Genomic DNA, 23,041 nt, shown 5'->3' on the forward strand with positions numbered 1-23,041 from the left:
ATGAGCCAGTTACTTCAGATTTCCGATCTTTCCATCTGTTTTGATCACGGGCCTCCAGCCGTCGAATCCCTGTCACTGGCAATCCGTGAAGGCGAGACCCTCGCACTGGTGGGCGAAAGCGGCTCCGGAAAATCCATTTCGGCACTGTCGATTCTGCGCCTCCTGGATGCGCGGCACGCCAGCTACCCCAGCGGGCAGATCCGGTACCGCGATGAAGATCTTCTGGCCGCCACCGAGAAGCGCATGCGCCAGATCCGCGGCCGGGAGATCGGGATGATATTCCAGGAGCCCATGACATCCCTTAATCCTCTACATACCGTGGAAAAGCAGATTGGCGAAACCCTGGAACTGCACAAGGGAATGCGCGGGCCACAGGCAAAACAGCGCTGCCTGGAGCTGCTGCAACTCGTGGGGATACAGAACCCGGAAAGCAAGCTTGGCGCCTATCCCCACCAACTTTCGGGGGGGCAAAAGCAGCGGGTGATGATCGCCATGGCCCTGGCCAATGAACCCGATCTCCTTATCGCGGACGAGCCTACGACGGCACTGGATGTAACCGTCCAGAAACAGGTTCTCGAATTGCTCAGGGACCTTCAGAAGAAACTGGGTATGGCCATTCTTCTGATTACCCATGACCTGACCATCGTTCGGCGGTACGCCGACCGGGTGGCTGTCATGGAACATGGCAAACTCGTGGAAGAGGCCGATACCGATGCCCTGTTTGCCAGCCCACAACACCCCTATACACGAAAGCTTCTGGATGCCGAGCCCCCGGAGGCGCCCCTACCCCTCGATAAACGTGCAGAACCGTTGCTGGCTGTTGAGCGACTGGACGTGCGTTTCCCGATACGAAAGAGCCTTTTGGGCAAGGTGAAGGAATCCTTTCACGCTGTGCAGGGCGCCGATTTCCAGCTCAATCGCGGCGAAACGCTCGGAATCGTCGGGGAAAGTGGCAGCGGCAAAACCACCATCGGCCATGCGCTGCTGAAGCTTACCGCCAGTACCGGAAGTATCCGCCTCGCGGGCGAGGAGCTGGCGTTTCTTAACCAGAAGGATTTCAGGCCCTGGCGAAGGCGCGTGCAGATTGTCTTTCAGGATCCGTTTGGCAGCCTCAGTCCCAGAATGTCCATTGCCGAAATTGTCCGCGAAGGGCTGGAGATCCACGACGCGGAAAACGCAGCCGAACACGACAGCAAAGTGATTCGCGCGCTCACCGACGTTGGCCTTGATCCGGAGGCACGGCATCGTTATCCACACGAATTCTCTGGCGGCCAGCGCCAACGCATTGCCATCGCCCGGGCTCTGGTGCTGCAGCCCGACCTGATCATTCTGGACGAACCCACATCCGCCCTGGACCGCACCGTGCAGAAGCAGGTCATTGAACTGTTGAGGGCTATCCAGACCCGTTATGGTCTAAGCTATATCTTTATCAGCCATGACCTGGCTGTGGTGCGCGCCCTGAGCCATAAGCTGCTGGTGCTGCAGCATGGCCGGATCGTGGAATATGGTGACGCGGCCAGGATTTTCGATGCACCGCAGGCGGAGTACACCCGTGAACTGCTGAACGCCGCGTTCTTTTACCAGAAACCAACTACGACTATTTGAGCGTTACCCCGACCAGAGCACTCAGGGATAATGCTCGCAAATCAGGAACACAGGGAGAACGACCCATGGGAATCCTCAGTGGCAAGAAAGCACTGATCGTTGGCGTAGCCAGCAAACTGTCCATTGCTTACGGTATCGCCGAGGCCTTCGCCCGCGAGGGTGCCGAACTGGCGTTTACCTACCAGAATGAAAAACTTCAGCCACGGGTTGAGAAGTTCGCCGAACAGTGGGGAAGCAAGCTGACTTTCCCCTGCGATGTCGCAAGCGACGAAGAAATTGAAAACGTCTTCAAAGAGCTGGGCAAGCACTGGGACAACATCGACATCATTGTGCATGCTGTCGGCTATGCGCCTGGACACGAGCTGGACGGCAACTACGTCGACGTGACCACCCGTGATGGCTTCCGCATTGCCCACGATATCAGCTCCTACAGCTTTGTCGCGCTGGCCAAGGGTGCCCGCGGCATGATGCATGAAGGCAGCTCGCTGATTACCCTGAGCTACCTGGGCGCTGAGAAGGTTCTGCAGAACTACAATGTGATGGGCTTGGCCAAGGCTTCCCTGGAAGCCAATGTTCGCTACATGGCCGCCAGCCTGGGCCGGGACGGCATTCGTGTGAATGGCATTTCCGCGGGTCCGATCAAGACCCTGGCCGCCTCTGGCATCAAGAGCTTCCGTAAGATGCTGGCCGAAAATGCCAGGCGTGCGCCGCTGCGGCGAAACGTCACCATCGACGAAGTGGGTAATGCTGCTGCATTCCTCGGCTCTGATATGTCCTCCGGTATTACCGGCGAGATCATGTACGTGGACGGCGGCTTCAACATTACCGGAATGGGTGAACTTGAAGAGTAAGTCTCACCCTCCCCGAACGTAAAAGAGCCGGCGTTATGCCGGCTCTTTTCGTTGGATTGCACGGACAAGAGTCAATCCTGGGCCATCGCCGAGGCCACGGCCTCCACCCACTCGACGTATGCGGTTTCGTCAGACTCAATGATTCGCGCCCCCACCAGAAAGCTCGACTCGTTGGGTCGACACCAGACCACTTCGACCATCAGACCGAAAGGCTGGGCATGGTTACCAAGAAATACGCTCGCCGGCAGCAGGGCCCCCAGGGAAAGGGGTTCGTCAGCTGTCAGGCAAAGGCCACTGGCCGAAATATCACGAATACCGCAGACAAGGTCCCGCTCCTCGGCTCCGGTTTCTTCCGGCAAGCCGGACTCAAGCTCGAGTATTGCCCTGGCTCGCGCCGTAAGACGGTAATCTGCCCGATTGTCCTGATCAACGGGCGGCTCATTCCGGGTTCCAAAGCTATAGTCATTATCTGTCATTATTGTTTTTCCTGCTTCGGCAATATCAGTTGCGGCCAACGCGAATCCGCCCGACTACCCTGCTAAGGGTGTCGTCGAATTCCGCGGAGGTTCCCAGAACCCGGATCCGTCCTTCGACAATCCTTTCAACCAGGGCGTCCTCGAGAAATTCACGCCTGTTCAGGCCCAGACGGTCCACAAACACGAGCTTTCTCGACGCATTGATGCGCACGGCCAGTTTCAGACGGGCAGGTTCATCAGACGTTTCATCGGGTTCAACGGCAATCCAGCCACCAAGCTTGATAGCATCCACCTGTTTCTCGGCCAGCAGCGTCCTTTCCTTCCGGATCCGTTCCTTTTCAGCCTGTTCATCGGCGAGTCGTTGCTCTTCATCGGCTTGCCGCTGGCGCTCAAGCTCGGCTTCACGTTCCGCTTCCTCCGCCCTTCGCCGTTCTTCCGCGACTTCTTTTTCCCGCCTCAATTCCTCTGCGCGCAGCCTGGCAGCTTCCGCCGCCTGCTCCCTCTGCCGACGCTGCTTCTCGCAGACACGGGCAAGCAGTTCCACGGTTTCTGCCAGCACCGTTCCGAACGGCGTGAGCTGCGGCAATGGCCGGATCTGCTCCTGCTCAAGGGCCCTCTGAAACTCGCCCCAGGTCTGCAGCCCCAGTTTCACGCCGGCGCCGTTGGTCCAGAGGATTTCTGCCGATTCCGGCAAGAACGCATAGAAGTAACGGCGCTGCTCTGCGACACCCTCGCCCTCGACAAACCATTGCCCCTCATACGGTTCAAAAGCTTCTGCCGCGGGCACTTCGAAGCTGAGCCAGGTGCTGTCCCAGTGGAAGCTCCCCGCCGCCGGCAGAGCCTCCACAAGATCCGGCGCCTCCCCTCTCAGCCTGGAAACCATAGCGGATTCGATCCCGGACAGGGACTCCGCAGGCAGTGATTCATTAAAAACCCGTTTCCAGACATCAAGGATCCGATCACCGATCTGTTCGCCCACGTGATAGAGCCGATTACGGTCCTTGTCGGAAAGCGACGGATCACCAATCCAGACCAGCCATTCCAGCAACTTGCTGCCATGTCGCAGGTTCTCTCCGTCGAGACCGGAATCCCAGATCGACTGTTTCAGCAGACCCTGCCAGTGATCAAGTATAAAGCGGACGATCGGAAGCGGCAGCTTGCGCCCCTGGAGAGCCCGACCGATTAATGCCCGGGAAGACTGCTCTGCCTTGCGCTGCTTTGCAGCGCCCTGCTCGGTTTCCAGCAGCCGTTGGCGGAGCTTTCCAACCTGGGCATTCCTCTTCCCGGCGTCTTCCTGCCAGCGATGACAGAATTCGTTAACCGGCTCCGTCTTGCCGGATTCAAAACTCGCGGAAACGGCGATAACCAGCGAATCCAGCTGATCCATCAGAACCTTGGCGGAACGGCCTCCGGAATCACTCCAGCCGCGCCACTCCTGAAGGCTGTCCAGCCACTCCAGTAGCGCCTTGCTGAAGGCTTTCTTGCCCTCCAGATTCATGCGCCAGGCAAGATAGAAGCGCAGCCTTGCCACCCGGCGGGCGAGGCTCGGATGCAGGCCGCTCGTCTTCAGGAACACGTCCATGATGCGGTCAGCCACATAGGCGGCGTTCACCTGTCGGGCTGACCACTCCAGATGAACAGATCGGATAACATGGGTAACCCGTTCGTCACGCTGTTCGGACCAGCAGGAAACCAGCAGTGGGCGCCAGTCGCTGACGGCGTCTGGTTCGAGCTTGCCAGCCGGGTATGGAAGGTCAGGAACACGAATGCCGGCCAGGACATCGTCAATCTTGCCTGAAACCGCTGCAACGGAAGGCACATCCTTCGGTCTCTGCCTGTTTTGCGACATCCGTTCCCCGTACTTAAGAAGCGTTGAAAAGGCCCTGTAAATAACGCAGTATAACCAACTCGCCGGGGTTTACCGCAACCGTGCACCGGCGCTATTCGCGTTAATCTGCAACCCTGTTGGCATATTCTATCGTCCACCAGGGCTGCAACGATCAGAATCGGGGAAGCAGAACAACATGACGGGCAACAAACTAGAGAATCTGAATGTGGCGAGCCAGGAAGCACTGATCACTCCTGAAGCGCTGAAGAAGGAGATGCCGCTCTCCGACAAGGCCGCAGAAACCGTCTCAAAGGGCCGCCAGGCGATCTATGACATCATGGATGGCAAGGACCACCGGCTATTCGTCGTGGTGGGCCCCTGCTCCATTCACGATGTTGAAGCTGCGAGAGATTACGCCGCGCGCCTGAAGAAGCTTGCCGATGAAGTCAGCGACACGCTGCTGATCGTTATGCGTGTCTATTTCGAGAAGCCTCGCACAACAGTTGGCTGGAAAGGCCTCATCAACGATCCGCACCTGAACGACACCTTTGATATTGAGCAGGGCCTTCACATCGGTCGTCGTCTGCTGCTGGATATCAACGAGCTTGGCCTGCCCGCAGCCACCGAAGCGCTGGATCCGATCTCCCCGCAGTACCTGCAGGACACCATTGCCTGGTCCGCCATCGGCGCCCGTACTACCGAGTCGCAGACTCACCGCGAGATGAGCAGCGGCCTGTCCATGGCGATCGGTTTCAAGAACGGAACCGACGGCAGCCTGGACGTTGCGGTGAACGCCATGAAATCCGTGTCTCACCCCCACAGCTTCCTGGGCATCGACCAGCAGGGACAGGTGGCGATTATCCGCACCAAAGGCAATAACTACGGCCACGTTGTTCTTCGTGGCGGCGGTGGCAAACCCAACTACGATTCCGTGAGCGTCGCCCTGTGCGAACAGGCGCTGGATAAAGCAGGCCTGCGCAAGTCGATGATGATTGACTGCAGCCATGCCAACTCCAGCAAGGACCCGGCCATTCAGCCGCTGGTCATGCAGGATGTGACCCACCAGATCCTGGAAGGCAATACCTCGATCCAGAGCCTGATGGTGGAGAGCAACATCAACTGGGGTAACCAGTCCATTCCCGAGAATCTGGCAGATCTCAAGTACGGCGTATCGGTGACCGATGCCTGTATCGACTGGCCAACCACCGAAAAGGCCATTCGGGATATGCGCGATAAGTTGAAGGATGTCTTGCCCAAGCGCAAGATCGGCTGATCAAAGCATGATATAAAACGGGGAGCCTCAGCTCCCCGTTGTCATAACCCCACCTATCCAGTCCAGCCTTTCTCTCAGCGCGACTACTTGGCCGATAATAACCAGTGTTGGCGGCTGGACCGCTTCCGCCTCTACTCTTTCAACGATGTTGCAGAGATTCCCTGTAACCACGCGCTGATCCCTCGTTGTCCCCTTCGAGACCAACGCCACGGGCATTTCCTGGGACATACCGTGGGCGACCAACTGCCGGCAGATAATCGGCAGGCCAACCAGCCCCATGTAGAACACCAGGGTCTGGTTGTTCTGGACAAAGTCCTTCCAGGGTAGATCGCAGGTATCATTCTTCAGATGGCCGGTCACGAACCGGACTGACTGGGCATAATCCCGATGGGTGAGTGGGATTCCGGCGTAGGCCGCGCAGCCGGACGCGGCGGTTATACCCGGCACAACCTGAAATCGGACGCCGGCATCGGCGAGGGTTTCAATCTCTTCGCCACCGCGACCGAAGATAAACGGATCACCACCCTTGAGACGAACCACTTTTCGCCCCTGTCTGGCCAGATCCACCAGTCGCTGATTGATCTGATCCTGGGGCAAGGTGTGGTTGGCCCGCTGCTTGCCAACGTGAACCATCTCGGCGGTGTCCGGGATCATGGCCAGTATTTCCGGGGAAACCAGACGATCGTAGAGCACGACCTCGGCAGAAGTAATCAACCTCCAGGCCTTGAGTGTCAGCAGTTCAGGGTCTCCTGGCCCGGCCCCGACCAGGGCAACCTCACCCGCGGATGTGTTCGGGTTCGAAGTTACCGGATTAACCCTGTACCTTACTGGTGCAGGGGTTGCACCAACGCCCTTCCCTGGTGCGTTATCTGGCTGATCACTCATTGGATTCTGTCGACGCCTCCCATATACGGCTTGAGAACCTCCGGAACCACAATGCTGCCGTCAGCCTGCTGGTAATTCTCCATGACCGCAATCAGTGCACGACCAACGGCAAGCCCCGAACCGTTCAGGGTGTGGACGGGTTCGGGCTTTCCGGTTTCCGGGTTACGCCAACGGGCATGCATGCGGCGTGCCTGGAAATCACGGGTATTGGAGCAGGAAGAGATTTCACGGAACTTGTCCTGCCCCGGCAGCCAGACTTCCAGGTCATAGGTCTTGGCCGCCGAAAAGCCCATGTCGCCTCCACAGAGTGCAACCACGCGGTAAGGCAGCTCCAGCAACTGCAGCACCTTTTCGGCATGGCCAGTCAGGGCTTCCAGCGCGGCATCTGAATCCTCCGGACGAACCACCTGTACCAGCTCCACTTTGTCGAACTGGTGCTGACGGATCATGCCGCGAGTATCCCGGCCGTAAGAACCCGCTTCACTGCGGAAGCATGGCGTGTGGCAAACCATCTGCAGCGGCAGCTCAGCGGCATCAAGAATAGAATCCGATACCAGGTTGGTGGCAGGCACTTCCGCAGTGGGAATCAGGTACAGCGGATGCTCGCCTTCCGTTTTGAACAGGTCTTCCTCAAACTTCGGCAGTTGGCCTGTTCCGTAAAGGCTATCGGCATTAACCAGATATGGTACGTAGGTCTCCAGGTAGCCATGTTCCTGTGTGTGCAGATCCAGCATGAACTGGGCCAGAGCCCTGTGCAGCCGTGCCACCGGGCCACGCATGACGGCAAAGCGCGAATGGGCCAGGCGGGTCGCGGTCTCGAAGTCCAGGCCTTTCAGACTCTCACCCAGGGCAACGTGGTCCCTGGGCTCGAAATCAAAGCTCCTGGGCGTGCCCCAGGTGCGAATCTGAACGTTGTCGTCTTCACTCTCGCCGGCTGGTACATCTTCATCCGGGAGATTCGGGATACCGGCCAGGAAGGCGTTGAGCTCCTCCTGGAGAGTGCGGAGCTCGTCTTCGGCTTCAGACTTCTGTTTCTTCAGGTCTTCCACCTCGTCCAACAGCGGCTGGATGTCCTCGCCGGCAGCCTTGGCCTTGCCGATCGACTTCGACCGCTTGTTCTGCTCGCTCTGCAGGTTTTCCGTGCTCACCTGAAGGGCACGGCGGCGTTCCTCAAGCTGCTCGAAGGTGGCGGTATCGAATTCGAAATTCTTGATGGTCAGCCGACGGGCGATCTCTTCTGTCTGGGTGCGGACACGTTTGGGATCGAGCATGATTATCCTGAATCTTCCGGTTAGCGATGTTTTGAATGACTGGCCATTATACCTGCACTGGCGCTCGTGGCTACCGCCGAAAAAAGGCTCAGGTGTAGCGTTTGCGGGGGCTTTCGGCGTTGCGGGAATCCAGACGCTGGCGTTTTTCAGCCAGTTTTATCTCGAGACCGCGGTTTACGGGCTCGTAGTAGCGGCGCTCATGAATGGCCTCGGGCAGGTAGGACTCCCCGGCGGCGAAGGCTTCGGGTTCATCATGAGCGTACCGATAAGTATCCCCATGGCCCATGCTTTTCATCAGCTTGGTGGGTGCATTACGCAGGTGTACCGGCACTTCATAGTCCGGGTCCTGGCGGATGTCGGCCATACACCGATTGAAGGCGTTATAAACAGCGTTGCTCTTGGGCGCCAGGGCCAGGTAGGTCACCGCCTGGGCCAGCGCCAGCTCCCCTTCTGGAGACCCCAGGCGTTCCTGAGCGTCCCAGGCTTCCATGCTTAGCTGCAGGGCCCGCGGATCGGCATTACCGATGTCCTCACTGGCTATCCGTACCAGACGGCGGGCAACGTAGAGCGGATCACAGCCGCCATCGAGCATCCGGCACAGCCAATACAGCGAGCCGTCCGGATCTGATCCGCGAACGGATTTATGCAACGCTGAGATCTGGTCGTAGAATACGTCACCGCCCTTGTCGAACCGGCGGAGGCTGGTCTGCATGACCTGCTCAAGCTGATCCGCCGTTACCCGATCCGTGCCGGCCTCATCCGGCTCTGCCAGGTCAGCCGCCACTTCCAGGATATTGAGAGCACGGCGGGCATCGCCACCAGACGCGGCCGCCATCAGGGTCAGCACGTCTTCATCAACTCGCAGGCGTCCACCAAATCCTTCATCAACTGTCAGCGCGCGGCGTAGCAACTGAAGGATGTCCTCTTCCTCAAGGTTCTTGAGCACGTAGACACGTGTTCTGGAAAGCAACGCACTGTTCAGCTCAAAAGAGGGATTCTCAGTGGTCGCACCAACGAAGATGAAGGTACCGTCTTCAATGTGGGGAAGAAACGCGTCCTGCTGGCTTTTGTTGAAGCGGTGAACTTCATCCACGAACAACAGAGTGTCCCGACCTTGTGACTGCTTGCGATTACGTGCCCGCTCAACAACGGCCCGGATCTCTTTCACACCGCTCAGTACGGCCGAAACCGTCTCGAAACTGAGATCGCTGACATTGGCCAGTAGTTGGGCGAAGGTGGTTTTACCGACTCCGGGAGGGCCCCAGAGGATCATCGAGTGAAGCTGGCCCTGCTCAACAGCGCGCCGCAGCGGTTTGCCGGGCCCGACCAGATGAGCCTGGCCCACATAGTCATTCAGGCTTGCCGGCCGCATTCTCGCGGCCAGCGGCCGAAAGCCCGCGGATTCCGCGAACAGACTGTCCTGCATCAGGCCCCGTCCCGGATAATATCCACACCCTCCGGATAGTCGAGGGTGAACGCACCCGCTTCAACCGGTTCGTTCAGCCTGATCCGGTCGAAACTCAGTACGCTGAGCTGTGCCAGAGAATCCTGCATACGCATCTCCTGGAGCTCACCCTTGAAGAACGTCAGCCTGAGGGACGTAAAGAGGGAGTCCGGGCTTCTTGGCTCCAGAGTAAATTCACGGGTGTTGTCGCCTATCTGGCGACCGGACACCCTGTAGGTATCCTCCAGATTATCCACCTCACCGCTCAGTAAAAGCGCGGGTGTGGATTGCACTCGATCGTCGAGATTGTGGATCGTGACCTGTTCCAGGTCCGGATCGTAAACCTCCACGGTTTCGCCATTACTGACAATAAACTGCGACAAAGGCGCACTGGTCTCCCAGTAGAACAGCCCGGGGCGCTTGGCCTTCAGGGAGCCACGGGTTTCCTGAACCTTGTTGCCATTCTCGTTAACAACAATCTGGATAAAATCCGCCTGGTAGGACTCGTAGCCCTTCAGCAACGAGGCCAACTCGTTCGCGCTATCGCTGCCCTCACTCGCACTCAGAGGGCCGGCAATAAACACCGCCATGACCAGGGTGGCCAGGCATTTCACAAAAGATCGTCCCATTGCTTGTTACTCCTAATCTCTGGGTGGCGGCGGAGCCAGAACTTCACGTGCCCCGTTGTGGCCTGCGGCGCTTACCACGCCGGATGCTTCCATGGCATCAACCAGGTTCGCTGCCCGGTTGTACCCGATCTTGAATTTTCGCTGTACCGAAGAAATCGAAACGCGCCGCCCTTCGGTAACGAACGCAACGGCCTCGTCGTAAAGGGCATCCCCTTCACTATCCCCGCCTCCTTCCGAGAGGTTGGGAACGCCCGGCAGGCTCTCGCCTTCAGCACCATTGAGAACATCGTCCACGTATACGGGCTCACCCCGAGCTTTCCAGGCACTCACCACGCGATGGACCTCATCGTCATCCACAAACGCACCATGCACTCGTACTGGCAGACCCGAACCCGGTGGCAGGTAAAGCATGTCACCATGCCCCAGGAGCTGCTCGGCACCACCCTGATCCAGCACCGTACGCGAATCGATCTTGGACGAGACCTGGAACGACATCCGGGTCGGAATGTTGGCCTTGATCAGGCCGGTGATTACATCCACCGATGGCCGCTGGGTGGCAAGGATCAAGTGAATACCGGCCGCCCGCGCCTTTTGCGCGATCCGGGCAATCAGTTCCTCAACTTTCTTGCCGACGATCATCATCATGTCGGCGAATTCATCAATCACCACGACGATGAAGGGAAGAGTGTCCAGCTCGGGGCGCTCCTGCTCGTCGTTGGCAAGGTATTCGTCCGGCTTCCAGAACGGGTCCAGTAATGGTTCACCGGCGGCCCTGGCATCCTTGATCTTGCGGTTGTAGCCCGCCAGGTTACGGACCCCGAGGCTGGCCATGAGCTTGTACCGGCGCTCCATTTCAGCGACACACCAGCGTAGTGCGTTGGCCGCCTCCTTCATGTCGGTGACCACCGGCGCCAGCAGGTGCGGAATGCCGTCGTAGATGCTCAGTTCAAGCATCTTGGGGTCCACCATGATAAAGCGGACCTCTTCCGGGCCTGCCTTCAGCAGCATGCTGAGCAGCATGGCGTTGACGCCAACCGATTTACCGGAACCAGTGGTGCCCGCCACCAGCAGGTGCGGCATTTTGGAGAGATTGGCAACCATCGGGTTGCCGCCAATGTCGTTACCCAGTGCCAGGGTCAGCGGTGAGTTCGACTCCTGAAACACCCGCGCGCCAAGCACTTCACTGAGCCGGACCATTTCCCGTTCTTCGTTGGGAATCTCGATACCGACCACAGACTTGCCAGGAATCACCTCGACTACCCGAACGCTCAGTACCGCCAGTGAGCGGGCCAGGTCCTTTGCGAGGTTGGAAATCTTGCTGACCTTCACACCTGGAGCCGGCTTGATCTCAAACCGGGTAATGACCGGGCCGGGATTGACCTCGACTACTTCAACGGATACCCCGAAATCCCCCAGCTTTTCCTCTAGCAGCCGTGACATATGTTCCAGGGATTCTTCGGAGTAGCCTCTTTCCTTATGCTCCTCCGGCGGGTCCAGAAGAGAAATCGGTGGAATCGGGCTTTCAATATCTTCCAGCAATGAAGGCTGCTTGTTGCCCTTGTCTTTGGACTGGGTCGGCTGTTCGTCCTTCTTGAAGGGCGAAATCTTCAGCGACCGTCCGGCAGACTGAGGAGATGCCTCGGGTTTGGCGGGTTTCCCGTTAGCGACAGGAGCCTCATCCCGTGAACTGAAGCTTTCGAGCCTTGCAGGTTCCGGGTCAACTTCGGCAGAGAGACCATCCAACGCGGGCTCTTTTCGACCGGTTTCTGGCTTCGACTCGGGCTTCGGGGCTTTTGGCTTCTTCGGCCCAAAGCCTGGAATCCGTTGCCACCAGCATGGTTTGTCGGCATCTGCTTTTTGCCGTTTGCTGTCCATGGCCGGCACACGGTCCTTGACCACAGGTGGCTCAGCTTTCGGTTCTGCTTTGGGCTCTGGCTTTTCCGACTTGGGCTTGCCTTTGAAAAGGCCTTTGATGGCAAGGCCCGTTCTGAGAGTCAAACCGCCCACCTGATCCATCAGCCAGAACCAGGAGAGACCGGTAGTAACCGTTAACGCGAACAGGAAAATGGCAATCAGCAGCAGGGTTGTTGCCGGCAGGTTGAAAAACCGCACCATAGCGTCGGCAACAGCCGTTCCAAGGACTCCGCCCGAGGACGCCCCCAGACCAAACACGGAATACAGTGACAACAGACTGGTTGCCGAGAGAAGAATCAGCAAGAAGCCACCGAAGCGCATCATGAAGAGTGGCCAGTGCAGATCCAGGGAATCGTTACGCCGACGGATGAGCATCAACGCGTATCCCGCAATCATGACCGGGAACAGATAGGCAACGTGGCCGAAGAAATCCATGAAAAGGCTGGCGAGCCAGGCACCAGTGCGGCCCGCATAATTCTGCACGCTGGTGTCATGACCGATACTGGCCCAGCCCGGATCTGACGGGCTAAAGGTAACCAGTGCCATGGAAAGGTAGATGCAAAGGGCAATAAGCGCGATGACGGCGCCTTCGCGAGCGCCCTGGGCGGCCAGCCGGCGAAAGCGCTGCTGCTTCTCTGTCAGTTCCTGTGGTGCTTTCTTCGCTTTTGCAGATTCGGCCATGAATGCTCAGACGTTATCGGTGCTTTCGTTCCGAAGCGCCTGAAAGCCGCGTTCAAGATCGGTTTTCAGGTCTTCTACGGCTTCGATCCCCACGGAAATCCGTACCAGATTCTCCGTGATCCCGGCCCGCGCCTTATCCTCCGGGGATAGTCGCCCGTGAGTGGTTGTGGCCGGGTGGGTGATCGTGGTCTTGACGTCACCGAGGTTTGCGGTGATGGAGATCATCCGGGTGCCATCGATGAAGCGCCATGCCTCCTCCCGCGCACCCTTGAGCTGGAACGACAGCACACCACCAAATCCGGTCTGCTGCTTTTTCGCCAGCTCATGTTGCGGATGACTCTGGAGCCCGGCATAGAAAACACGTTCAACTGCCGGCTGTTGCTCCAGCCACAGGGCCAACTCTAACGCATTGTCACAGTGGGCGCGCATACGAATTGGTAAGGTTTCCAGGCCCTTCTGAAACACCCAGGCGTTGAAGGGGCTCATGGTGGGGCCGGCCGAACGAAGGAAGCCATAGACCTCTTCCATCATCTTCTCTGATCCGACCACGACGCCTCCCACGCAGCGACCCTGACCATCCAGATATTTTGTCGCCGAGTGAATCACGATGTCTGCGCCCTGCTCCAGCGGGCGCTGGAGCACCGGCGTGCAGAAGCAGTTATCGACTACGAACAGGGCGTCGTTGTCTCTTGCCAGCTGCCCCAGGATCTCCATATCGGCCACTTCGCACAGCGGATTGGACGGCGTTTCAATAAACAGCATCCGGGTTTCGGGACGGATCGAAGCCTGCCACTCTTCCATATCCGTCAGACTGACAAACGTGGTTTCCACCCCGAAACGTGCCATGTATTTCTGGAACAACACGTTGGTGGTGCCGAACACACCCCGGGAGCAGATCACATGATCGCCGCTCTTCAGTAGCGCCATGCAGGTGCTCAGGATCGCAGACATACCGGATGCGGTGGCGACGGCACGTTCACCGCCTTCCATGGCCGCGATCCGACCTTCAAACGCCTGGACCGTAGGGTTGGTAAACCTGGAGTAGATGTTTCCGGGCTCTTCGCCGCCAAATCGCGCCGCCGCCTGGGCCGCGCTGCCATAAACGAAGCTGGACGTGGGGAATATCGCGTCGCTGTGCTCAAGCTGCCCGGTGCGGATCTGCCCTGCCCTCACGGCCAGGGTGTCCACGGACATCCCGTCCAGGTCGGACTCCGGGATCCAGACAGTTTCTTCGCGGCGAAAAGTCATCTACATCTCCTGCCTGAAAGCGGCGTTCAGTCTTCGTCGTTATGCAAGTCGATAATGCCATTGTCCCCGTCAGCACCACCGGCACTTTCGGATCGCTTTTCGTCATTGCGCAAGCCGTCAATGCGGCTCAGATACGCTTCATCGACATCACCGGTCACATAATCGCCAGTGAATACCGAGCACTCCCATCCCTCAATGTCATCGTTCACTTCACTGACGCAGGTTATAAGGTCCTCCAGATCCTGATAGAGCAGCCAGTCGGCACCAATCAGTTCCCGGATTTGCTCTACGGTGCGCCCGTGGGCAATCAGCTCACTGGCGGAGGGCATGTCGATACCATACACGTTCGGGTAGCGAACTGGAGGCGCCGCAGACGCAAAATAGACCTTACAGGCACCGGCATCCCGAGCCATCTGGACGATTTCCTTGCAGGTTGTACCGCGAACGATGGAATCATCCACCAGCATCACGTTTTTGCCACGAAACTCCAGATCGATCGGGTTAAGCTTCTGTCGGACCGATTTCTTGCGCATTTTCTGGCCCGGCATGATAAATGTCCGGCCGATGTAGCGGTTTTTGATAAAGCCTTCCCGGAATTTCACCCCCAGACGATGCGCCATCTGCATGGCCGACGTTCGGCTGGTGTCCGGAATCGGCATGACAACGTCGATATCGTGATCCGGTGTCTCGCGGAGCACTTTCTCCGCGAGGGTTTCGCCCATGCGCAGGCGAGCCTTGTAAACGGACACCTTGTCTATGATGGAGTCAGGCCGGGCGAAATACACATGTTCGAAAATGCACGGGTACAGATGCGGCTGCTCGGCGCACTGGCGGGTGTAGAGGGTACCGTCAGTTTCGATATAGACCGCCTCGCCCGGGGCAATATCGCGCACGAGGGTGTAGCCCGCTGCGTTCAGGGCAACGCTTTCAGAGGCAATCATGTATTCCTTGCGGCCATTCTCGTCGGTGCGTTCACCGTAGCAGGCAGGCCGGATACCATTCGGGTCCCGGAAGCCAACAATGCCATAGCCGGTAATCATCGCAATGACGGCGTAGGCACCCCGGCAGCGCTTGTGAACCGCGCTCACCGCAGAAAAAATCTCATCCTTGGTCGGGTCCAGCTTGCCAAGCTTCTGCAATTCATGGGCGAACACGTTCAACAGCACTTCCGAGTCGGAGTTCGTGTTGATGTGGCGCAGATCGGTCCGGAACAGGTCCTTGCTGAGATCATCAGCATTGGTCAGGTTGCCGTTGTGAGCCAGGGTAATGCCATACGGGCTGTTTACATAGAAGGGCTGGGCTTCGGCGGAGCTGGAACTCCCGGCAGTCGGATAGCGCACGTGGCCTATACCCACGTTGCCCACCAGACGACGCATATGACGGGTATGGAAAACATCCCGTACCAGGCCATTGTCCTTGCGGAGGAAAAACCGTTCATCCTGAAATGTCACAATGCCCGCCGCGTCCTGGCCCCGGTGCTGAAGTACAGTCAGCGCATCATAGAGCGACTGATTGACGTTGGAAGTACTGACGATGCCGACAATGCCACACATGGATAAGTGTATCTCCGAGTGTTAAAACTGAATGTTAGCGGGACACGGACGCGGGTTCCACGCCTTCCTGCTCTGTAACGGAATCCGGTTCCGGCGCGTTTTCAGGCGCAGGCCCAAGAAAGCGCGCAAATTCATCGCCCAGGGTCCGTCTGGACCAGTCTTCAACCACCGCCAGGCGATCGATAATGATCGAGGTTCGCCACCAGGTATCCTGGGCCAGCGGTGTGTAACGGGTAAATGCAATCGCAACGATCACCACCACCACGCCCCGCAAAAGGCCAAAACCCATTCCAAGCACCCGATCGGTGGCCGACAAGCCGGTAGCTCGAATCAGATGACCGATCATGTTGTTGATGATGGCACCGACGATGAGCGTTCCAAAGAAAAGTATGGCAAAAGCAGCAATCAGCCGGACAAGCGGTGTTTCAACCGTGCTCTCCAGCAGGGACTGCATCTGGGGGTGGAAGGTTCTGGCCAGGATAAACGCGCCCACCCAGGTCACCAGCGAGAGGGCTTCCCGTACAAAACCCCGTTTCAGACTGATGAGGGTGGAAACTGTAATCAGGGCGATAATGACCCAGTCAATCCAGATCAGCGCTTCCATTGAAAACCCGGTGGAGAAAAGGAAGCGCGAATTCTATCAGGAAACCCCGGTTCGCCAAACCGCAAGACACACATAAACCGGACCCCGGGCGTTATTTTTCGCCGGAGGTCACCAGGCTGTTAAGACCAAAGGCATCGTCCAGAGCCCTTTTGGCGGATTCGGCCTCGGTTTTTGACGCAAAGGGCCCGCTGAAGACCCTTGTCAGCGTTGTGTCGCCGCGGACAACCTCCTGAAGATGCGAGCCATAGCCCTTTTCCCGGACCTGATCTCTCAAGCGTCGGGCGTTGTCGGCATTGCCAAAGCTGCCCAACTGCACCACCCAGGCGCCATCCAGCGACCGCTCATACTCTGCAGCTTCTGTGGCAGCATTCTCCGAGGTCTGTTCAGATGTCTGAGCCGGCTCATTGGTGGATTCCTGAGCGTTGCCGCTCTCGGGCTGGGCAGCATCGGACGAATCGGTTACGTCCTGCATCTCATCCTGGCCAGGCGCCTCTTCGAGGATACGATAACCCGGGGAATCCCCTGCTTCTTGCGCGCTTGAGGGTGCTGCCAGGCCGCTATCGCTGGACTCAAGACCGTAAGACGGCGCCGGCGCCAATTCCGATTCGGGCGCTTCCACTTCAGGGAAAGGCGGCTCTTCCGGAATCTTGATGGTTGTGGACGTGCGCTCGGAATGAGGCTCATCAAAAAGCATGGGAACAAAGATAACCGCCAGGGAAACAAGTACCAGCGCCCCGATTATTCTCTGTTTCAGTCCATCCACGTTGCTAGGCTCCCAACTGTTATGACTGCGCCCCGACGGGCACCCATGCGCAGATACTAACTGGCCGGCAAGCGGAACTCAAAGTGTCAGGCACGGCCATGGACAAAGTTTAAGGCGGCCTGCCTAGCTTCCGGCTACCTTGCCAGCGAGCAGAATCTCGCGTGCTTCAGCGACCGTGAAGAAAGAACCGAACACAACCACAAGATCGTTCGGGTCAGCCACGGCCAATGCTGAAACCAAGCCCTCCCGCACGGATTCAAAAGCCGTCGCCTGGATCCCTGAATCGGACAGTCTTGCTTGCAGGTCTTGACCGGACAGGCCTCTTGGTACCTTGAGACCGGCCAGATACCAGGCATCGACCACATCAACCATGGCTCTGCCCACACCTGCCACGTCTTTGTCCGCCAGGGCGCCATAAACACCATGCACCCGTCTGCCCGGGGATTTTAGTTGACTCAGCTGACCAGACAACCAACCGGCAGCATGAGGGTTATGGCCAACATCCAGGAAGATATCCGGTGCGGAACCAACACGCTCGAAACGCCCGGGTACACTCAGACCTGAAAGCACCTGCTCAATGACTGGTACCGGCAGGTTCGGTTCAAGCTCGCGTATGGCAACCACGGCGGCTGCCACGCTTTTGATCGGCAATGGACCGGCGGGCAGACGAATCGCCCGGCCTTTATGGCGAAGCTCTACCGCCGGAGCATCATCGCCTGCTTGCTGCTCAGTCACCAGCTCATAATCACGCCCCAGCAGAGCCAGTTCGACTTTCTGCGCAGTGGCCTGCTGGAGCACCGAACGTGGCGGATCGGAATCGGCATAGACCGAGGGGATGCCCGGCCTAAGGACACCGGCCTTTTCAAACCCGATGACTTCGCGATTGTCGCCAAGGAAGGCAACATGATCGATGTCCACCGATGTCAGGATGGCAAAATCCGCGTCCAGGACATTGACAGCATCCAGCCGCCCACCCAGGCCAACCTCCAGCACCCAGTCGTCGAGGCCCGCACCGGCAAAGGCCACGAAAGCGGCAAGGGTTCCGAATTCGAAATAGGTAAGAGAGACATTGCCGCGTGCTTCTTCGACGGCTTCGAATGCGCTGACAAGCGCGTCGTCGGAGATATCCTCACCATTAAGACGCACACGTTCGTTATAGCGTTGTAGATGGGGCGAGGTGTAGGCGCCAGTCCGGCGGCCAGCCGCGCGCAAAAGCGCCTCAACAGTAGCAACCGCGCTGCCTTTGCCGTTAGTGCCAGCCACAGTGATGATCCGGGCGGACGGCTTTTGTCGGAACAACCGCCGCAGGACCACGAGGACCCGGTCCAGGCCAAGATCAATCTCTGTAGGGTGTATCGCTTCCAGGTAGGTAAGCCACTGATCGACGGTGGCACCAGCCCCCGGCGATGCCGGGGGCTGGTCTGCAGGGTTACTCGGCAGGGGCATCGGTTTCGGGCTTCTCCGAGACTTCAAACTCGATCGGGTCTTCGGTTCCCGGGCGCTCCTGGCCGGTAAACTTGGCCAGCACATGAGCAATGCGTTCGCGCATCTGGTGGCGATGGAGAATCATGTCAATCGCGCCGTGCTCAAGCAGGAACTCACTACGCTGGAAACCTTCCGGCAGTTTTTCACGAACCGTCTGTTCTATAACCCGGGGGCCGGCGAAGCCGATCAATGCGTTTGGCTCTGCAATGTTGAGATCCCCCAGCATGGCCAGACTGGCGGACACGCCACCGAAGACAGGGTCCGTCATCACAGAGATATAGGGAATACCCTCAACTTTCATCCTCTCAAGCACAGCGGCTGTCTTCGACATCTGCATCAATGACAGGATCGCTTCCTGCATGCGGGCGCCGCCGCTGGCTGAGAAGCAGACCAACGGGATACGCTCCTTGAGAGCAACATTTGCGGCCTGGACAAACTTCTCCCCGACCACTTGCCCCATAGAGCCACCAAGGAATCCAAATTCGAACGCGCAGGCAACTAAAGGAACCCCGAGCGTCGTGCCTTTCATTGCTACGAGGGCATCCTTTTCCCCAGTGGCTTTCTGCGCCTGGGACAAACGATCTTTGTACCGCTTACTATCCTTGAACTTCAATCGGTCCCAAGGCTCAAGCTCAGCGGCAACTTCTTCACGACCCTCTGGATCAAGAAAAATTTCGAGGCGCCGACGCGCAGTCACCCTCAGGTGGTGGTTGCATTTGGGGCAAACATCCAGGTTTTTCTCAAGTTCCGGCTTGTAGAGAAAGGCACCGCATTTGGGGCATTTCTTCCACAACCCCTCCGGAACGCCCGTTCTCTGTTTCGACTCCGAGCGAATCTTGCTCGGCATTATCTTGTCCAGCCAGTTACTCATGGTCTCATCCTGTCCTTTGACGCCTGTTTGCCCTCCTCCCCTTCATTCAGGAGGCGAGACTGTCCAGTGCTTCACGCATCGGGTGGAGCAGATCCGTCAATGCCCGCTTGAGCTGGTCGGTATCTGCCTGATTTCTGGCTATTGTATCGACCAGGACGCTGCCAACAATTACACCATCGGATACCCGACCGACCGCCGCGGCAGTTTCCGCATCACGAATACCGAAACCAACACCCACCGGGAGAGCTGTCAGTTCGTGAATATGATTCACCTTGGCAGCTACCTCTTCCACGTTGATGGTGGCCGATCCCGTCACACCCTTGATAGAAACATAGTACACATAACCGGAGGAGTGCTCACTGATTGCCCGGATCCGGTCATCGGTCGTGGTTGGTGAAAGCAGGAAGATGGCGTCGAGATTTCGCTGGGTGAACAGCGGAGCAACCTCGTCGGCCTCTTCTGGTGGCAAGTCAACGGTCAGAATGCCGTCGACGCCAGCATCCTTGGCAGCATCCGCAAAACGCTCGTAGCCCATGGCTTCCATCGGGTTCAGGTAGCCCATCAAAACCACCGGAGTTGCATCGTCTGACTTCCGGAACTCCTTGACCATGGCAATCACCTGCCTCAGCGAGGTACCGTGCACCAGGGCCCGCTCACAGGCAAGCTGGATTACCGGGCCGTCTGCCATGGGGTCAGAGAACGGCACCCCCAGCTCGATAATATCTGCCCCCGCCTCAACCAGCGTGTGCATCAGATCTACCGTGACATCGGGATGCGGGTCACCGGCAGTAATATAGGGAATAAGTGCCTTACGACCTTGTCCTTTCAGGGCCTTGAGGACCCCTTCAATTCGGCTCATGCCTGCTCCTGTTAATTCTTCAGATCTCGATGCCTTCAAGCTTGGCAACCGTGTTAATGTCCTTGTCGCCACGCCCGGAAACGTTAATGACAACGGTCTGGTCCTTGTCCATGGTCGCCGCCAGTTTGATGGCATAAGCAACAGCGTGAGCCGTTTCCAGCGCGGGCATAATGCCCTCGACGCGGGTCAATTTCCGGAACCCTTCCATCGCTTCGTCATCGGTAACGGACACATAATTGGCACGGCCAATGTCCTTCAACCAGCTGTGCTCTGGACCCACCCCTGGATAGTCCAGGCCGGCACTCACCGAATGCGTACCCGCGATCTGGCCATTTTCGTCCTCCATCAGGTAGGTGCGGTTACCGTGAAGCACGCCAGGACGACCGGCACAGAGTGGTGCCGCGTGTTTGCCAGTATCAATGCCCAGGCCGCCAGCCTCGACACCGTAAAGCTGTACCGATTCGTCAGAAAGGAACGGATAGAACATGCCAATGGCGTTGGAACCACCACCCACACAAGCGACCAGGGCATCCGGCAATTTGCCGGTTTTCTCCAGCGCCTGACGACGGGTTTCACGACCGATTACCGACTGGAAATCCCGGACCAGCAGCGGATATGGATGCGGCCCCGCAACGGTACCAATGATATAGAAAGTGTCGTCCACGTGAGCCACCCAGTCACGCATCGCATCGTTCATGGCATCCTTTAGGGTTTTGGTGCCACCCTGAACGGCATGTACCGTCGCGCCCAGAAGCTTCATCCGGAACACGTTCAGAGACTGTCGCTGGACATCCTCCGCGCCCATGAACACATGGCATTCAAGACCCAGACGCGCGCAAACAGTGGCAGTGGCAACACCGTGCTGACCCGCACCGGTTTCGGCAATGATCCGCTTTTTACCGAGGAAACTGGCAAGCAGCGCCTGGCCGATCGTGTTGTTCACCTTGTGGGCACCAGTGTGACAAAGATCTTCACGCTTGAGCCAGATCTGGGCGCCGCCGGTTTCACGGCTGAGACGCTCGGCGAAATACAGCGGGGTTGGCCGGCCAACATAATCCGCCAGTTCCTTGTCGAACCGCGCCTGGAATTCCGGATCCTTCTTCAGGCGGGCGTATTCTTTCTCGAGCGTCATCAGGGAATCCATCAGAGTCTCGGAAACAAATCGCCCACCAAAGGCCCCGAAGTGACCCCGCGCGTCCGGCAGTGCGCTCAGCATTTCTTCAGTCAGTTTTACAGACACGGTGAACCTCTTTAATAAAATGAGAAATTTTCTGGATATCCTTGATGCCTTTGTCCTGTTCAACACCGCCACTGACATCTACAGCCCAGGGTTTCACCTGTTTCACAGCGGCAAATACGTTATCAGATGACAAACCCCCGGCCAATATGATCGGAAGCGGCCGGTAGTCAGGGATCAGATCCCAGTTAAACGATTTTCCTGTGCCTCCGTATCGGTCTGGATCCCAGGCATCGACCAGCAGGCCGGAAGCGTTGTGAAACTCCTCGAAGGCGGCTTCAATCTGCCCTGCCTCTCGGACCCTGATGGCCTTGATCCAGCGTCGACCAAAACTGGCACAGAAATCCGCCGATTCGTCGCCATGAAACTGCAGCAAATCCAGTGGAACCCGCTCGAGAACCGCCTCGACTTCCTGCCTGGATGGATTAACAAATAATCCGACCACCGACATGAACGCCGGAACACGCTTTGCCAACTCGGCGGCCTGATCCAACGACACTGATCGGGGACTCGACTCATAAAAAACCAGACCCAGGGCGTCGGCGCCGAATTGAACAGCCCCGTCGATATCCTCGGGGCGGGTAAGGCCGCAAATTTTGACCCTTGCGCTCATTGGCTCGGAACCCGCTGTTTGACATGGATGTGTGTTGGGGTGAACGGACTGTTCTCTTCCCGAGTGAACCAGGGCCGCAGAAAGGCCGGGCCGCACTCGACAGCGGGAATCCCGAATTCGTCCGGGTACCCCACATCGACCAGATACAGACCATGGGGGGGCGCTGTTACACCTGCAGCTGTCCGATCTCTGGCGACCAGTATCTCATGAATCCACTCCGATCGCTGCTTTCCCGAACCAACCGCCATCAGGGCACCTGCGATATTCCGGACCATATGGTGCAAAAACGCGTTGGCCTGCACGTCTATTACGACAAAATCCCGTTTCCGGGTTACCGAAATACGTTCCAGAAACCGAATCGGTGTTCGGGACTGGCACCCGGCCGCACGGAAAGAGGAAAAGTCATGTTCTCCGGCCAATGCCTGGGCGGCTTTGTGCATGCGATCTGCGTCCAGTGGGCGGAAGGTCCAGCTCACCTGACCCCGCTGTATACCCGGACGCACTGGATCGTTATAGATGATGTAACGGTAACGCCGATAGGTCGCGGAAAATCGAGCGTGGAAATCACCGACTCCATTTCCGGCCCAGTGCACGGAAATGTCATCGGGCAGCGCCGTATTTATACCCATAACCCAGGAGCGCAGGTTACGGACAGACGGAGTGTCAAAATGCGCGATTTGATAGCTGGCGTGCACCCCGGCATCGGTACGGCCCGCACACACCAGATCAACTGGATGGTTCGCAACCTTTGCCACCGCTGCCGTCAGTTCCGCTTCTACCGATCGGACACCGGATTTCTGGAACTGCCAGCCATGAAACCCACGCCCATCATATTCGAAGGCAAGTGCGACGCGGCCCGCGCCTACGGCGTTATCGGTGGTGAGCTGCTGAGTCTCGAGAAACAAGTGCGAATCCGAAGAGAGTGGTTCTATAAAGACAAAGCGCCGACCT

The 23,041-nt window shown here is 57.9% G+C and carries 20 protein-coding genes; 3 read left to right on the forward strand and 17 right to left on the reverse strand.

All coding sequences use genetic code 11. The annotated features are described in order from the left end of the window. Complete coding sequence (locus ACGK9W_RS06895; RefSeq protein ID WP_273085504.1) at window positions 1-1,605, forward strand: ABC transporter ATP-binding protein; 1,605 nt, start codon at window positions 1-3, stop codon at window positions 1,603-1,605. Between the two features lie 65 nt (window positions 1,606-1,670). Next, window positions 1,671-2,456 (forward strand): enoyl-ACP reductase, encoded by a 786-nt coding sequence (locus tag ACGK9W_RS06900; protein WP_008171720.1) that lies wholly within the window; start codon window positions 1,671-1,673, stop codon window positions 2,454-2,456. A 71-nt stretch (window positions 2,457-2,527) separates the two neighbouring features. On the opposite strand, the gene ACGK9W_RS06905 is transcribed toward ACGK9W_RS06900, so the two are convergent. Both ACGK9W_RS06905 and ACGK9W_RS06910 read right to left on the reverse strand, forming a co-directional pair. Continuing rightward, window positions 2,528-2,932 (reverse strand): PilZ domain-containing protein, encoded by a 405-nt coding sequence (locus ACGK9W_RS06905; protein WP_008171722.1) that lies wholly within the window; start codon window positions 2,930-2,932, stop codon window positions 2,528-2,530. Window positions 2,933-2,957: 25 nt separating this feature from the next. Continuing rightward, a complete protein-coding gene (locus ACGK9W_RS06910) occupies window positions 2,958-4,781 on the reverse strand; it encodes a DUF1631 family protein (protein ID WP_405419880.1) in 1,824 nt (607 codons plus the stop codon). Between the two features lie 175 nt (window positions 4,782-4,956). Here ACGK9W_RS06910 and ACGK9W_RS06915 point away from each other — a divergent pair, with 175 nt between their 5' ends. Beyond that, window positions 4,957-6,033 (forward strand): 3-deoxy-7-phosphoheptulonate synthase, encoded by a 1,077-nt coding sequence (locus ACGK9W_RS06915; RefSeq protein WP_405419883.1) that lies wholly within the window; start codon window positions 4,957-4,959, stop codon window positions 6,031-6,033. Window positions 6,034-6,060: 27 nt separating this feature from the next. Here the strand turns inward: ACGK9W_RS06915 and cobA are convergent, their stop codons facing one another. The 15 genes from cobA to truA all read right to left on the reverse strand — a co-directional run bounded on the left by cobA (window position 6,061) and on the right by truA (window position 22,995). Then, window positions 6,061-6,918 carry a uroporphyrinogen-III C-methyltransferase gene (gene cobA, locus ACGK9W_RS06920; RefSeq protein ID WP_008171728.1) on the reverse strand — a complete coding sequence of 286 codons (858 nt, stop codon included), beginning with the start codon at window positions 6,916-6,918 and terminating at the stop codon, window positions 6,061-6,063. Continuing rightward, entirely contained in the window at window positions 6,915-8,189 is a 1,275-nt protein-coding gene (gene serS / locus ACGK9W_RS06925) for a serine--tRNA ligase (RefSeq protein ID WP_008171730.1), read from the reverse strand. The genes cobA and serS overlap by 4 nt, the downstream gene beginning before the upstream one ends. An 88-nt stretch (window positions 8,190-8,277) precedes the next feature. Beyond that, window positions 8,278-9,615 carry a replication-associated recombination protein A gene (locus tag ACGK9W_RS06930; RefSeq protein ID WP_008171733.1) on the reverse strand — a complete coding sequence of 446 codons (1,338 nt, stop codon included), beginning with the start codon at window positions 9,613-9,615 and terminating at the stop codon, window positions 8,278-8,280. Continuing rightward, the gene (lolA, locus tag ACGK9W_RS06935; RefSeq protein WP_008171735.1) at window positions 9,615-10,262 is read right to left on the reverse strand and encodes an outer membrane lipoprotein chaperone LolA; all 648 of its coding nucleotides are present in this window, start codon (window positions 10,260-10,262) and stop codon (window positions 9,615-9,617) included. Before lolA ends, ACGK9W_RS06930 begins: the two co-directional genes overlap by 1 nt. A gap of 12 nt (window positions 10,263-10,274) precedes the next feature. Further along, window positions 10,275-12,857: a DNA translocase FtsK gene (locus ACGK9W_RS06940; protein WP_008171737.1), complete on the reverse strand. Its 2,583-nt coding sequence runs from the start codon at window positions 12,855-12,857 to the stop codon at window positions 10,275-10,277. Between the two features lie 6 nt (window positions 12,858-12,863). Beyond that, on the reverse strand, window positions 12,864-14,105 hold the full coding sequence (locus tag ACGK9W_RS06945) for an O-succinylhomoserine sulfhydrylase (protein WP_008171739.1): 1,242 nt from the start codon (window positions 14,103-14,105) through the stop codon (window positions 12,864-12,866). Window positions 14,106-14,131: 26 nt separating this feature from the next. Beyond that, on the reverse strand, window positions 14,132-15,658 hold the full coding sequence (gene purF, locus ACGK9W_RS06950) for an amidophosphoribosyltransferase (RefSeq protein WP_092032484.1): 1,527 nt from the start codon (window positions 15,656-15,658) through the stop codon (window positions 14,132-14,134). 34 nt (window positions 15,659-15,692) lie between these two features. Beyond that, entirely contained in the window at window positions 15,693-16,262 is a 570-nt protein-coding gene (locus ACGK9W_RS06955; protein ID WP_008171742.1) for a CvpA family protein, read from the reverse strand. A gap of 91 nt (window positions 16,263-16,353) precedes the next feature. Next, window positions 16,354-17,025, reverse strand: a complete 672-nt coding sequence (locus ACGK9W_RS06960) for an SPOR domain-containing protein (RefSeq protein ID WP_008171743.1) — start codon at window positions 17,023-17,025, stop codon at window positions 16,354-16,356. Between the two features lie 123 nt (window positions 17,026-17,148). Next, the gene (gene folC / locus ACGK9W_RS06965; RefSeq protein ID WP_405419890.1) at window positions 17,149-18,471 is read right to left on the reverse strand and encodes a bifunctional tetrahydrofolate synthase/dihydrofolate synthase; all 1,323 of its coding nucleotides are present in this window, start codon (window positions 18,469-18,471) and stop codon (window positions 17,149-17,151) included. Then, window positions 18,455-19,381, reverse strand: a complete 927-nt coding sequence (gene accD, locus ACGK9W_RS06970; RefSeq protein WP_008171745.1) for an acetyl-CoA carboxylase, carboxyltransferase subunit beta — start codon at window positions 19,379-19,381, stop codon at window positions 18,455-18,457. The genes folC and accD overlap by 17 nt, the downstream gene beginning before the upstream one ends. Window positions 19,382-19,427: 46 nt before the next feature. After that, window positions 19,428-20,240 carry a tryptophan synthase subunit alpha gene (trpA, locus tag ACGK9W_RS06975; protein ID WP_008171746.1) on the reverse strand — a complete coding sequence of 271 codons (813 nt, stop codon included), beginning with the start codon at window positions 20,238-20,240 and terminating at the stop codon, window positions 19,428-19,430. 19 nt (window positions 20,241-20,259) lie between these two features. Beyond that, on the reverse strand, window positions 20,260-21,468 hold the full coding sequence (gene trpB / locus ACGK9W_RS06980; RefSeq protein ID WP_373274847.1) for a tryptophan synthase subunit beta: 1,209 nt from the start codon (window positions 21,466-21,468) through the stop codon (window positions 20,260-20,262). Further along, a complete protein-coding gene (locus ACGK9W_RS06985) occupies window positions 21,461-22,090 on the reverse strand; it encodes a phosphoribosylanthranilate isomerase (protein WP_405419894.1) in 630 nt (209 codons plus the stop codon). The genes trpB and ACGK9W_RS06985 overlap by 8 nt, the downstream gene beginning before the upstream one ends. Further along, on the reverse strand, window positions 22,087-22,995 hold the full coding sequence (gene truA, locus ACGK9W_RS06990; protein ID WP_405419897.1) for a tRNA pseudouridine(38-40) synthase TruA: 909 nt from the start codon (window positions 22,993-22,995) through the stop codon (window positions 22,087-22,089). Before truA ends, ACGK9W_RS06985 begins: the two co-directional genes overlap by 4 nt. Between the last annotated feature and the right edge of the window lie 46 nt (window positions 22,996-23,041).

The sequence above is a fragment of the Marinobacter flavimaris genome (genome assembly GCF_045057155.1).
GTDB lineage: Bacteria > Pseudomonadota > Gammaproteobacteria > Pseudomonadales > Oleiphilaceae > Marinobacter > Marinobacter manganoxydans.